This window comes from Catenovulum agarivorans YM01 (assembly GCF_000281085.1).
Taxonomy (GTDB): Bacteria; Pseudomonadota; Gammaproteobacteria; order Enterobacterales; family Alteromonadaceae; genus Catenovulum; species Catenovulum agarivorans.
In genome coordinates, this window is the sequence record NZ_AJWM01000090.1 from 1 (window position 1) to 12,352 (window position 12,352).

Sequence of the window (12,352 nt, forward strand, 5' to 3'; positions counted from 1 at the left end):
AATACTAATTGCCCGTGCGGCTTAACCATACAACGCCAAATGTTTATTGGGTTGCGAAGAATACAAAGAAATAAGTTGTTTGATTGAATAGATTAGATAAATAACAGATTGAAATAGAACTTAAAGATTAAGCTTTTACGAATTCAGATTGTAACCAGTTTATGCCTGGCGGCGATAGCATTGTGGAACCACCTGATCCATTTCGAACTCAGAAGTGAAACACAATAGCGGCGATGGGAGGGAGGGAGTTCCCATGTGAGAGGAGCACACTGCCAGGCTTTTAATTTAAGAAGAACCCCAACTCAATGAGTTGGGGTTTTTTCGTTTATAGTCTGTAAATATTCAAGGCGGGCTTTTTCCATCCGTTGCTGTGCATCTGGTATATCCGGTTTTTCCAGAAACTCAGTCCAAATTTGCATATTCTTTGCTGCCAATACTTCATTTGTTTCACGATCATAAAATTGAGTTAATCCATCTGCTCAGGCTAAAGATTGTACCACTGAAGAAAGTAAGTTAGAGCTCGAAGTTTTTGCGTGAATATTCGCTGGTACTTGGTAAAGCATCTGGTTCACTATCGTTTGGCTATCAGCTGAGGCCATAAATTGTAAAAACTGTTTTGCAGCATTAGGGTGTCGTGTATGTTTGGCGATCAATAATATATCTATTGGTGAAACTTGTATGTTTTCAACTTGAGGGTTAATTATAGGAAATTCGAAAAAACCAATATTGTGTTTAAATTGATCTGGGATATAACCTTCAATAAAACTACCTTCTAACGTGATCCCTGCTTTTTCTCGATATAAGGTTGGCAAACTTTCTCTTATACTTCTTTGGTTAGCATTATCGGCAAAAGCGTTTAGCTCTATGAGTTGTTGTAAGTGCATGAAAACTTGCTTGATACCATGGTCATGTGCACTGATCTCTCCGCGGACAAAGCTATTGTGATATTGAAGGCCATTGAGACGTAAATTTAGGTATTCAAACCAGCAACTAACCGCCCAAGGTTCAAATGAGCCAATTGCAATAGGGGTGATATTCACCTTATTCATTTGCTCAAGCATATTGAGCAGTTGTTGCCAGTTTTTCGGAGGCGATATATTTAAACGTTTAAATAGCGATTTTTTATAATAAAACCCCCACTGATAATATGAGTAAGGTATTGCATATATGTTCTGTTGGTATTTAATATGCCGCAAAAAGTTGTTCGGGAATTGTGGGCCGACTGTTTGCCAAATGTCTGAAACATCTAGGATTAAATCTTGGCGCACAAATTTGAATAATCTTTCATTAGCATGCCAGCTTATTATATCGGCCGAAACTGGTTTTTCTAACCAACCAGCTATTTGAGGTTTAAAGTCGCTATTTTTAACCTCGATAAAGTTAATTTTGATCTGTGGGTTTTGTCGCTCAAATTGTCGCGCAAGTTTATCCAATACTTTTGGCGTTTGCGCATTGCCTGTTACCATGGCAATTTTTAGGTTGATTTGTTGTTCATTTGCTAACAAAGGCGTAGAAATGGTCAAATGCGCAACGCAAATAATAGAAGTAACTTGGAGCAGCCTGCGCATCAAAATCATGAAATTTAGGTTATTAACGAGTTCTAGCTTATAAATTTAGACCCAGCTAATAACCTTGTCAAAGCGACTAGTGTGCTTGATCCCAATCCTCACCGACACCAGCTTCAACCAATAACGGAACTTTTAACTCAGCCGCGGTTTGCATTAACTCGACGATCTTATTGCTAGCTTCATCAACAAAATCTTCACGGACTTCAAATACCAATTCATCGTGCACTTGCATGATCATTTTAATCTTGTCTGATTGTATATCATCAATCCAAGCTGCAACCTTGATCATTGCTTTCTTAATGATATCTGCCGCAGTGCCCTGCATAGGAGCGTTGATCGCCGCACGCTCTGCTGCTTTACGCACAGCGCCATTACGTGCTTTGATATCTGGTAGATGCAATCTACGACCGAAAATTGTTTCCACGTAGCCATTTTCTTCGGCAAATTTACGCGTGTCTTCCATATAAGTTAATACACCCGGATAGCGCTCGAAGTATAGATCCATATATTGTTGTGCTTCGTTACGTGGGATATTTAATTGACGTGATAAACCAAACGCTGACATGCCATAAATTAAACCAAAGTTAATCGCTTTAGCACTGCGTCTTTGCTCTGAGCTAACTTGCTCCAATGGCAAATTAAATACTTCGGCTGCGGTTGCTTTATGAATGTCTTTACCTTCGGCGAATGCAGTTAACAAACCTTTATCCGCTGATAAATGTGCCATGATACGCAATTCAATTTGGCTGTAGTCAGCTGCGACTATTTTATAGCCGTCTTGGGCAACAAAAGCTTTGCGTACTTTACGTCCAGCTTCATTGCGGATTGGAATGTTTTGTAAATTTGGATCGGTTGAAGATAATCTACCTGTAGCTGTAACCGCCTGATGATATGAGGTATGCAGACGGCCGGTTTTGTTATCAACCATAGTTGGTAGTTTATCTGTGTAGGTCGATTTGAGTTTAGCTAAACCACGATATTCCATGATCACTTTTGGTAGTGGGTAATCTAATGCTAATTCTTGTAAAACTTCTTCTGCGGTTGATGGTGCACCTTTAGGTGTCTTCTTTAATATAGGGTGATTGAGTTTTTCAAATAAGATAGCTTGTAACTGTTTAGTCGAACTTAAATTAAACTTCTCACCCGCTATGTCAAAAGCTTGGGTTTCTAACTCGGCAAGACGAATTTCAATTTCTTGGCTTTGCTGCGCAAGTTGGTGAATATCTATATACACGCCATTTTGTTCAATTTTGCTTAAGATTGGCACAAGCGGTAGTTCAATCTCAGTTAATACGGATTTGAGTTTGTCGTCTTGCTGTATCTCTTGCCAAAGTTTTTGGTGTAATTGCAAACAGATGTCAGCGTCTTCCGCTGCATAAGGTGCTGCTTGTTCCAATGGAATCTGGTTGAAGGTAAGTTGTTTTGCACCTTTGCCTGCTATTTCTTCGAAAGAAATGGCTTTATGTCCTAGGTACTTAAGTGCAAGGCTATCCATATCATGGCGTGTACCTACACTATTAAACACGTAAGACTCGAGCATAGAATCAAACTCAATACCCTTGAGCTCAATACCATGATTGTTTAATACATGTTTGTCATATTTAAGGTTTTGGCCGATTTTGCCGATTTTGTTTGATTCAAGCAGAGGCTTTAGTTTGCCCAACACAAATTCTTCGGATAACTGTTGAGGCGCGTCTGGATAATCATGGCCAAAGGGCACATACGCAGCTTGGCCAGGCTCTACAGCAAAAGAAACCCCAACAACTCTAGCTTGCATATAATTCAGTGAGGTGGTTTCAGTATCAAATGCAAAACGCTCTGAATTTTCTAACTTGGCTAACCAAAGGTTAAACTCGGTTTCATCTAATATGCAGGCATATTCAGCATCTTTTTTCGCTGCTTGCTCGACCACTTCAGCTACCTCTGTGCCTTTTACCGCACCTGAGTTTTTGCTGCTTTGCTGGCCTAGCAAGTCACTTAACCAGCGTTTAAATTCCATTTCTTGGAATAACTCAATTAATGCTGCTTGATCTGGCGCTTGTATATCAAAATCTTCTGGGACTAAATCTAACTCAACATCAGTTTTGATTGTTGCAAGTTGGTATGAGAGCTCAAGTTGCTCTTTGTTTTCATCCAACTTCTTCGGCATGGTTTTAGAGCCTCTAAAGCCAAGCTCAGCAACTTTTGCAGTATCTTGATATAAGGTTTTAATATTGCCCATGCCTTGTAACATAGCAACTGCGGTTTTTGGCCCGACACCAGGTAAACCCGGAATATTATCAACCTTGTCACCCATCAAAGCTAAATAATCAATGATAAGCTCAGGGCCTATACCAAATTTTTCTTCAACGCCGGCAACGTCCATAACAGTATCTGTCATAGTGTTAATTAAGGTCACGTGCTCGTTAACCAACTGCGCCATGTCTTTATCACCTGTGCTGATCAAAGTATGGCGGCCTTGTTCACTTGCTTGTTTTGCCAGTGTGCCAATAACATCATCCGCTTCAACACCTTCAATAGAAACCAGTGGTAAACCCATGGCTTTTATTATTTTATGGAGTGGGGCTATTTGGCAACGTAATTCGTCAGGCATAGGTGGGCGATTCGCTTTGTAATCCGCGTACATGTCATTGCGGAATGTTTTGCCCTTGGCATCGAATACCACAATCATTTGCCTTGGTTGAAATTTGTTGATCAAACTTTTAAGCATGTTGACCACGCCATAAACAGCGCCAGTAGGCTCTCCTTTAGAGTTAGTTAAATGCGGTGGCGCATGAAAAGCACGAAATAAATATGAAGAACCGTCTACCAAGACAAGTGGGTTTTGTGGAATTTGAGCCATAAATTTTCTACGTTAGTTAGCGTAACAATGCCGATATTATACGGTAAAAACAGCCGAGTTGGGATTTGATTGTTTTGATCTCAAATGTAAAGCCAACGAAATAAATCTGTGGATAAATCTGTGGGTTTTGTGCGTGAAACAGCCTACAAATATAATTGCATGCATGTGAGTAAGTTTTAGCTAAGAACTAATAAATGGAGATGCTAACCGAAAAATTCGTAAAAGTTTTTTCTAAAGTTATAATTTTTATGGGTTTTTGTTGTATATGACCTTTTTGTTTTTTTTATTATCCTGTGGATAAGTTTGTTAATTATTATTTTAAGTTTGACTTTGTTAGTTATGTATAACTTTTTCTGCTAACACCTAGTTGTTGGTATTTTGTGCAAAATTGAAAAAGTGTGGCGGACAATTTACTCCTTCAATGGCTAAATTGCTACAATTTTTTAAACACTAATTTTTATTAGTTAAGAATAAAAGCGTATAAGCTGGTATGCTTTAGCGTTTCGTTTGTTCTTTAGGCAAACCTTTATTTACATCGATTGGCAGAGTTAGATTAACCCGGGTAAATCGACCGAGTTTACTATTCACTTCCATTTTGCCTAACAATTTGTCATCTACTAATTGTTTAGCCAAATGTAAGCCCGAGTGAGTGTCAATGGATTCAGTTGCAAAGACATTAGCTAACATAGCTTCATCCATGCCTGCACCATTATCTTCTATACGCATTTGAATAGATTGTTTATCTTTATTTTTAAACGCTTCAATCATAACAATGCCGTCTGGGCGGCCAGCGAAACCATGCTCAATACTATTGTTGAGAACGATACAGATGACATGGGTGAGCGAGCCAGAATAAGCTGTTAAATCCAAATCCCCCGGAATGCTTTCAATGAACTTAACTTTTTTGTGTTGATTAGATTTTTTGTAGATACCACTAATTGCAGCTGTGTGCAGTTGTAAATTAATATCTCTAAGCGTGTCTTGTTTTAGATCTGAAGCAAATTGTTCCAATGTATATGTGGCTTCTGCTGCAATTAATAACTGTGATGATGAGGCGCGGGTTAATTGCGTAGCGTTATCGAGGTAACTACCAACTAAAGATTTAGTTACTTTTCCATCTGTAAGTTTATTCTTAAGATTGATTGTACGCTCTTCTAGCGACGATACTGCCTTAATCGCTTGGCTGACTGCTGGCGTTATTTCAGCTGCAGCTATCGGTGCCATATCATTTATAATCGCAAAGCGAGAGTTGCGTTTTATGCTTTCTTTTGCTGCCGAGAGTTGATTGCCCAGTAATGCATTTTGTTGCTCTAAGGTCTGCGCGAGTTGCAGTGATTTTCTTTGCTGATACCAAAGTAAAACAAGTAATAAACAGACAAGCAAGGTGCCAACAATCACGCTGGCGATAAATTTGGATATTTCTGGGGCATGCCACTTGGGCGCAAAGGTTGCTCTTGGTTCGGCGATAATGTCCAGAATAAAAAACTCGTTTTCTACACGCTGACTAATTTGATTTTTTTGTGTATGCAGTTTACCAAACTCCCAGTTGACTATTGGCGTTTGTTGTTTATCAGTCAATTGCAGTGAAAAATTAAGCTTCGTTTGTGGGTGCGCTTGAATTAACGCTAACTTAATTAAACTTAAATCTACCTCGGATAACAAAAACCATTGTTCATTGGCCAACTTTACGCTCTTAGCTAATAATAAGGTGTCGCTGGATAGTCGCTTGCTGATTATACCTGTGGTGTTTTGGCTTTTACGTATTGCAGCCAATAATTCACTTTGATACGAATCTTGTTGGTATTTGCTTGCTGTGCCAACCGAATATATGTGTTGTAATCGTGCATTCTTAGTTGAATAAAGCGCCAGCGATGCCGCCAATAGCTCAGCATTATTGGCTATCTGATACTTGACCCATTGGTTATACTCATCAGCTGAAATTTGACTAGACATTGTTACTAAAGCGGTAAACTGTTGGAGTAATTCGTACTGTGTAGTTAGTTGGCGGTTACTTATTTGCGTAAAGGATTTACTCGCAGGTGAAACATCACCATGTAACCAAGCGGCAAAGCTATAGTGTTTAATCGCTTGCTGGGCGACAACTGAGCTAAGTGCAACACTAACAATTAATAGTGTGATAATTATCCAAATTGGCACTTTTATTTTGTTTAGCATTGTTGCTCCGGTCAGAACTTTATTGGCATAGAATGCAGTGGGCTTATGGTAAATTGTTGGCTTGTTTGTCGGTTGTTTATTTTCAGTTGTAAGGTTTGCCCATTGCTAATTAACGCTAGACTACCATTTTGTGTTAAAAATTTTTCACCATGGCCTATGGTTAATAAACCTCTTTCATTTACGCGCGATAAAATTTTATCTATATGCAGTCCACTCGTCGTTTGGTCGAAATAGTAAATTTGACAGCTATGCTCTATATCAAAATTTATAAGTGCCTGTTGGTTATCAAAACTATAAAAGTCGACAAAATAAGGGGGCGACATAACAAATTGGTAATTGGCTAAATACTGATTCGCTGAGTATGGGCTAGCGGCAAAACTACACATATTCAGTTTGTTGTTGGTGGGAACCGATTGCCATTCAATATTAGACAAAACCCAAACTAACATGCGGGCTTTATTTTGCGCCTGCTCTTCTGCATGCAGCTGCGGAGTGAGAAAAACAACTAGGCCAAAAAATAAGCTAATTAAGAGTTCTTTTTTCACGAGTATCTCAAGTTGTATAATATGGGAATGCTGGCAAAAGCGCTGGGAAATTACTCTAACATAAAATCAGCAGAGTATAACCACCTTGCGGCCAATCTAGCTGCTGATTGCTACTTTCTTAATCAAACTGTATCGCTTTAAGCAAAATTGTAAATTGCGAACATGCTAAAATATCCAAGCTACTTGAAACAGGTCACTCCAACAAGATTGGGTATATAGGCCGATAGAATTGAGCGAGAGAAGACGATGGAAAACTTTGACAATATTATTGAGCGCGCAGCTAAGCGTAAAGGGGGCAGTGAGGCGTGGCTCATGTCGTTTGTTGGTAAACCTCTAACTGCAGATGCGGTCGCACATATTAGCGACGATAGATTTTTAGCCGAATTCAGCAAAAAAGTATTCCAATCAGGTTTTGTCTGGCGTGTAGTTGAAAACAAATGGCCAAACTTTGAACGACTATTTTTCAATTTTGATATTGAGAAAATTCTTATGATGCCAGCGGAATTATTAGAAAATAAAGCAACAGACCCGAGCATTATTCGTAACGGCAAAAAAGTACAAAGTATTTATGAAAATGCGCTAATGATCCATGATGTACAAATTGAGCATAAAAAATCTTTCAGCCAGTTTGTTGCAGACTGGTCTTCTGACGATATTGTTGGGCTGTGGGGCTATTTAAAAAAACATGGCTGCCGCTTGGGCGGAAATACGGGTCCTTACGCCTTGCGAGCTTTGGGGGTAGATACCTTTTTGTTAACCCAAGATGTTGAAGGATATTTTAGAGCGAATAAGTTAATAGACGGTGGTGCTACAAGCAAACGTAGTTTGCAGCAGTTACAAGAAGGATTTAATTATTGGCGACAACAAACTGGCCTATCGTTCCAAGCATTAAGTCAAATTTTAGCTATGAGTGTTGGAGACAATCGTATTGGTAGCGCAGAATAATATTGTTGTAGTCGCAAGTGATGGGCAACAGCAGCCGCGGCTAACTGCTTTAGCTCAAACCTATGGTTTAACCATAGTTGAGCAGACATCGGATGATTTGCATCTATTGTGGCTAGAGGACAAGTTGCAGTTAGTTCAACAATCACAACCAAAACAGGCAGGTGTCTTGGTTGATTTTTTGGGGGCCGCAGCAACCTACAGGCGTAAACAAGTCAGTATCAAAAATGAGATTATCGCCCGTGCAGTTGGTTGTAAAAATAACGAACGCCCGCTAGTGTTAGATGCTACTGCTGGTTTAGGTCGTGATAGTTTAGTTTTAGCCAGTGTTGGTTGTGCAGTGGTGATGCTGGAACGCAATAATGCAGTAGCAGCATTATTGGCTGACGGATTAACGCGGCTCCAGTTAGCCAGCCAAGATGCTTGGATCAACAATTTTATTGGTTTGTATCATGGTAGTTTAATCTCTGACTGTTTTGATTGGCAAAACACCCTACCACAAGTGGATGTGGTGTATTTAGATCCTATGTATCCGCACAAAAAGAAGTCTGCCGCGGTGAAAAAAGAAATGAAAGCATTTCAAGGTTTTGTTGGTGCGGATGAAGACTCAGACCAATTATTGTCTGTGGCTAAGCGGGTAGCTCAACAACGAGTAGTGGTAAAACGGCCTGATTATGCTGACTATTTAAACCAACAAAAGCCTGATTTTAGTTTAGAATCGAAAAAACATAGATTTGATGTATATTTAACCTGATTTAAATTATTTAACCTTTTATACAAATTGCGGAGCAGGGTATGGGATTGTTAGATGGTTTGCTGGGGAACGCAAGTCAAATTGATAGCGAAGACGTACAGCAAGAATTACAGCCGATTTTGGCTGATGAAGAAAATGTGGTTTTTGCAGTTAAAGAAATTCGTGACATGTATGTGTTTACCAACTATCGCTTGATCTTAATTGATAAGCAGGGGGTAACTGGACGAAAAGTTGAGTATCACTCTGTACCATATCGTGCGATCACTCATTTTAAATTAGAAACCGCAGGACATTTTGATTTAGACGCAGAGTTAAAAATTTGGATCTCTGGATCATCAGAGCCAATCGAAAGAGAGCTCAAAAGTGGTGATACTACTTTAGGCATCCAAAAAGCATTGGCCAATTTTGCAATAAAAAAATAGTGGAAATAAGATTATGCCGTCGTTTGACATAGTAACTGAAATAAATATAGAAGAAGCACGTAATGCTGCTGACAATGCCCAACGTGAATTATCAACTCGCTTCGATTTCCGTGGTGTTGAAGCCAATTTTGAGTATGTGTCTGAGAGTATTAAATTAACCGCAGAGGCAGAGTTTCAAATAGAGCAAATGTTAGATATTTTACGTAATAAAATGGCTAAACGTAATTTAGACCCCAAAGCCGTAAAAGTAGGTTCTTTCGAGCATTCAGGCAAAAATCATAAAACAACCGTGACTTTTGTGCAGGGTATAGATGCTGCGATGGCGAAAAAGTTAGTTAAGCTAATTAAAGACAGTAAAATTAAAGTGCAAGCTTCTATCCAAGGTGAACAAGTGCGAGTAACGGGTAAAAAACGTGATGACTTGCAAGAGGTTATGCAGTTAGTACGTAGTGCTGAACTTGAACAACCGTTTCAATTTACCAATTTTAGAGACTAATTTTAGTCATTAGAACTTTGCTTAACATAGAGTTCAGACGTTAATCTGAACTCTGTTTTACCAGTAAGTGTTATTCGACACTGTCTACTTCGCTGTCATCAAATACATTTTGCTGCATGGAGCGACAAGGTTCTGGGCAGCGAGGCACTCCTACTTGTTTTGCAGGAACACCAACGACAGTTGTGTGTGGGGCTACGTCTTGTAATACTACGCTACCTGCGCCAATTTTTGAGTTGCAGCCAATTTCAATATTGCCTAAAACTTTTGCGCCAGCACCAATCATAACGCCATGGCGAACTTTAGGGTGTCTATCACCACTTTCATTGCCCGTCCCACCCAATGTGACCGACTGCAAAATTGATACATTGTCTTCAATTACAGCTGTCTCACCAACCACTATTCCAGTTGCGTGGTCGAACATAACCCCTTTACCAATACGGCAAGCCGGGTGAATATCCACTGCAAATACTTGGCTGCAACGACTTTGAATAAACAAAGCTAAATCACGGCGGTTTTGTTGCCATAATTGATGTGCCAGTCTATGTACTTGAATGGCTTGAAAGCCTTTTAAATGTAATAAAACGGTTAAGTAAGAATTGATAGCTGGATCACGCTCAAACACAGCTCGAATGTCAAATGCAACTACTTCAAGCATCTCTGGATGTGTTAGATAAAATTGGTGGAACAGCGGGATTAATTCTGCTTGTGGCATCACATTATCAGCAAGCTTTTGTGCGAATACAAATGACGCTGCATTTAACAGTGAGTCATGTGTCAAGATACACTGGTCGATAAAAGAGCTTAGTAGTGGCTCTTGTTGACTAATTTGTCGCGCTTCACTTTGAATAAGTGACCATAATTGGTTGCTGAGCATATTCACCCATTAATTTTATCAAAACTGTCTAGCACAATAAGGGCTAATGTTGGCAGATTCAAGGTAGATTCAGCTGAGATAGCAAAATGTCTAACAAAGATCTCACAAAACCCTCGACCTTAAGGGCAATACTTTGTATTTTGTATGTAATGAAACTTTGAATGAAATGCAGTAGTAAAATGCAGATAAATTTTTCTAAAATGCAAGGCTTGGGTAATGACTTTATGGTGCTTGATAACATTACCCAAAACGTATTTTTATCTAATGAACAAGTGAGTAAACTAGCTGACCGCAATTTTGGGGTAGGATTTGACCAATTGTTAGTGGTTGAAGCACCTTATGATCCGGAAATTGATTTCCACTATCGAATTTTTAATGCGGACGGTAGTGAGGTTGAACAATGTGGTAATGGCGCTCGTTGTTTTGCTCGTTTTGTACGCTTAAAAGGTTTAATTAACAAAAACCGAATTGCCGTAAGTACGAAAAGTGGCAATATTGTTTTATACATAGAAAAAGATGGCCAAGTTACCGTTGATATGGGGGTGCCTAAACTAGCACCGCAGCAAATTCCTTTCAAAGCGAATAGCCAAGAGAAAACTTACATACTGCAAGCGAATGAACAAAATGTGTTAGCGGGCGCTGTTTCTATGGGCAATCCTCATTGCGTTTTAACAGTCGATAACATAGACACTGCAGATGTCGACACGCTCGGGCCTATTCTGGAAAGTCACGAGCGTTTTCCTGAGCGTGCCAATATTGGATTTATGCAAATTGTTAATCGCCAAGCTATTCGTTTGCGAGTATTCGAGCGAGGCGCCGGTGAAACTCTAGCCTGTGGCACAGGTGCTTGTGCTGCTGTTGTGGTTGGTATTCTCCAAGGAAAATTAGACAATAGAGTTGAAGTTGAATTACCTGGTGGCAAGTTAAACATCAGCTGGGAAGGTGAAGGTCAGGCTGTGAAAATGACAGGACCTGCGGTTCATGTTTTTGATGGGCAGATAAATATATGAGTGATAATGAACAAATGCCTTTGCTCAATTGCAGCGAAGAGGACGTAGCAAGCTATTTATCTGAACATCCAGATTTTTTTCAGCGCCACCCAGATATTTTACGCCAAATGGTCATAGCGCATGACTCCAATGGGGTTGTGTCTTTATTAGAGCGCCAACAGCAGTTGTTACGAGATAAAGTATCTAAGCAAGAGCAAGATATTACCCGTTTAATTGGCACGGCCAAACAAAACGAAACCATATACAAGGCTTTTATCAACTTGTATATGGCGTTGTTGGAATGTCCTGACAGCAAACAAATGATTTATTTATTGCGCGCTATACTGCTGGAACAAATTGAATTAGATGGTATGAAATTGGTGTTATTTATCGCTGGTGGTGATGAACACGCCGCAAACTTAGTACAACCACGGAATTTGTTTCAAGAGGTATTATTACAGCGTTTAGCGCGGGATGATTATTATTTTGGCCGCTTGAAAAAACAAGAAATGAGCTTGTTTTTTACTGACGAACAAGCAATTAAATCAGTTGCGTTGATTCGTTTAGGTGGACAAAAAGATATGGGTATTCTCGCTTTTGGTAGTATCGATGAACAGCACTTTCAAGGCGATATGGACACAATCTTTTTGGCGCCTATGGTTAAATTAATCAACAGACTCTTGTTAGATTTTTCTGTTGATAATAACCCGGCTGAACCTAGCCCTATTTAATCGGGGTTGTGTTA

Annotated in this window: 11 protein-coding genes and 1 rRNA gene; 7 read left to right on the top strand and 5 right to left on the bottom strand. The window is 39.5% G+C overall.

Going from position 1 to position 12,352, the window contains the following annotated elements; translation table 11 throughout:
- The first annotated feature begins 164 nt into the window (after positions 1-164).
- Positions 165-278, top strand: a 5S ribosomal RNA gene (gene rrf / locus WSC_RS0101545).
- Positions 279-479: 201 nt separating this feature from the next.
- Here rrf and WSC_RS0101555 read toward each other — a convergent pair.
- From WSC_RS0101555 to WSC_RS0101570, 4 genes are all read right to left on the bottom strand, one after another.
- Complete coding sequence (locus WSC_RS0101555; protein ID WP_157447155.1) at positions 480-1,523, bottom strand: ABC transporter substrate-binding protein; 1,044 nt, start codon at positions 1,521-1,523, stop codon at positions 480-482.
- A gap of 121 nt (positions 1,524-1,644) precedes the next feature.
- Positions 1,645-4,410, bottom strand: coding sequence for a DNA polymerase I (gene polA / locus WSC_RS0101560; RefSeq protein WP_016954156.1), 2,766 nt, complete (start codon positions 4,408-4,410; stop codon positions 1,645-1,647).
- Positions 4,411-4,905: 495 nt separating this feature from the next.
- Complete coding sequence (locus tag WSC_RS0101565) at positions 4,906-6,585, bottom strand: ATP-binding protein (RefSeq protein ID WP_016954157.1); 1,680 nt, start codon at positions 6,583-6,585, stop codon at positions 4,906-4,908.
- 11 nt (positions 6,586-6,596) lie between these two features.
- Positions 6,597-7,130 carry a YfiR family protein gene (locus WSC_RS0101570; protein ID WP_016954158.1) on the bottom strand — a complete coding sequence of 178 codons (534 nt, stop codon included), beginning with the start codon at positions 7,128-7,130 and terminating at the stop codon, positions 6,597-6,599.
- 246 nt (positions 7,131-7,376) lie between these two features.
- On the opposite strand from WSC_RS0101570, the gene WSC_RS0101575 reads away from it, so the two are divergent.
- The 4 genes from WSC_RS0101575 to WSC_RS0101590 are packed head-to-tail and all read left to right on the top strand — an operon-like array spanning position 7,377 to position 9,744.
- Positions 7,377-8,075 carry a DNA-3-methyladenine glycosylase I gene (locus WSC_RS0101575; protein WP_016954159.1) on the top strand — a complete coding sequence of 233 codons (699 nt, stop codon included), beginning with the start codon at positions 7,377-7,379 and terminating at the stop codon, positions 8,073-8,075.
- Positions 8,041-8,826, top strand: a complete 786-nt coding sequence (locus tag WSC_RS0101580) for a class I SAM-dependent methyltransferase (RefSeq protein ID WP_237716269.1) — start codon at positions 8,041-8,043, stop codon at positions 8,824-8,826. Before WSC_RS0101575 ends, WSC_RS0101580 begins: the two co-directional genes overlap by 35 nt.
- A gap of 41 nt (positions 8,827-8,867) precedes the next feature.
- Positions 8,868-9,248, top strand: coding sequence for a PH domain-containing protein (locus WSC_RS0101585; protein ID WP_016954161.1), 381 nt, complete (start codon positions 8,868-8,870; stop codon positions 9,246-9,248).
- A gap of 13 nt (positions 9,249-9,261) precedes the next feature.
- On the top strand, positions 9,262-9,744 hold the full coding sequence (locus WSC_RS0101590) for a YajQ family cyclic di-GMP-binding protein (RefSeq protein ID WP_016954162.1): 483 nt from the start codon (positions 9,262-9,264) through the stop codon (positions 9,742-9,744).
- A 70-nt stretch (positions 9,745-9,814) separates the two neighbouring features.
- On the opposite strand, the gene cysE is transcribed toward WSC_RS0101590, so the two are convergent.
- Positions 9,815-10,618, bottom strand: a complete 804-nt coding sequence (gene cysE, locus WSC_RS0101595) for a serine O-acetyltransferase (protein WP_016954163.1) — start codon at positions 10,616-10,618, stop codon at positions 9,815-9,817.
- A 179-nt stretch (positions 10,619-10,797) separates the two neighbouring features.
- Here cysE and dapF point away from each other — a divergent pair, with 179 nt between their 5' ends.
- Positions 10,798-11,628, top strand: a complete 831-nt coding sequence (gene dapF, locus WSC_RS0101600; protein WP_016954164.1) for a diaminopimelate epimerase — start codon at positions 10,798-10,800, stop codon at positions 11,626-11,628.
- Positions 11,625-12,338 (top strand): DUF484 family protein, encoded by a 714-nt coding sequence (locus WSC_RS0101605; protein ID WP_016954165.1) that lies wholly within the window; start codon positions 11,625-11,627, stop codon positions 12,336-12,338. The genes dapF and WSC_RS0101605 overlap by 4 nt, the downstream gene beginning before the upstream one ends.
- The last annotated feature ends 14 nt before the right edge of the window (positions 12,339-12,352 follow it).

Bases quoted from the DNA above. Each gene is read 5' to 3' on its own strand.
- WSC_RS0101590 (WP_016954162.1), top strand. From the start codon at position 9,262: ATGCCGTCGTTTGACATAGTAACTGAAATAAATATAGAAGAAGCACGT.
- dapF (WP_016954164.1), top strand. From the start codon at position 10,798: ATGCAGATAAATTTTTCTAAAATGCAAGGCTTGGGTAATGACTTTATG.
- WSC_RS0101575 (WP_016954159.1), top strand. From the start codon at position 7,377: ATGGAAAACTTTGACAATATTATTGAGCGCGCAGCTAAGCGTAAAGGG.
- cysE (WP_016954163.1), bottom strand. From the start codon at position 10,618: ATGCTCAGCAACCAATTATGGTCACTTATTCAAAGTGAAGCGCGACAA.
- WSC_RS0101605 (WP_016954165.1), top strand. From the start codon at position 11,625: ATGAGTGATAATGAACAAATGCCTTTGCTCAATTGCAGCGAAGAGGAC.
- WSC_RS0101585 (WP_016954161.1), top strand. From the start codon at position 8,868: ATGGGATTGTTAGATGGTTTGCTGGGGAACGCAAGTCAAATTGATAGC.
- WSC_RS0101565 (WP_016954157.1), bottom strand. From the start codon at position 6,585: ATGCTAAACAAAATAAAAGTGCCAATTTGGATAATTATCACACTATTA.
- polA (WP_016954156.1), bottom strand. From the start codon at position 4,410: ATGGCTCAAATTCCACAAAACCCACTTGTCTTGGTAGACGGTTCTTCA.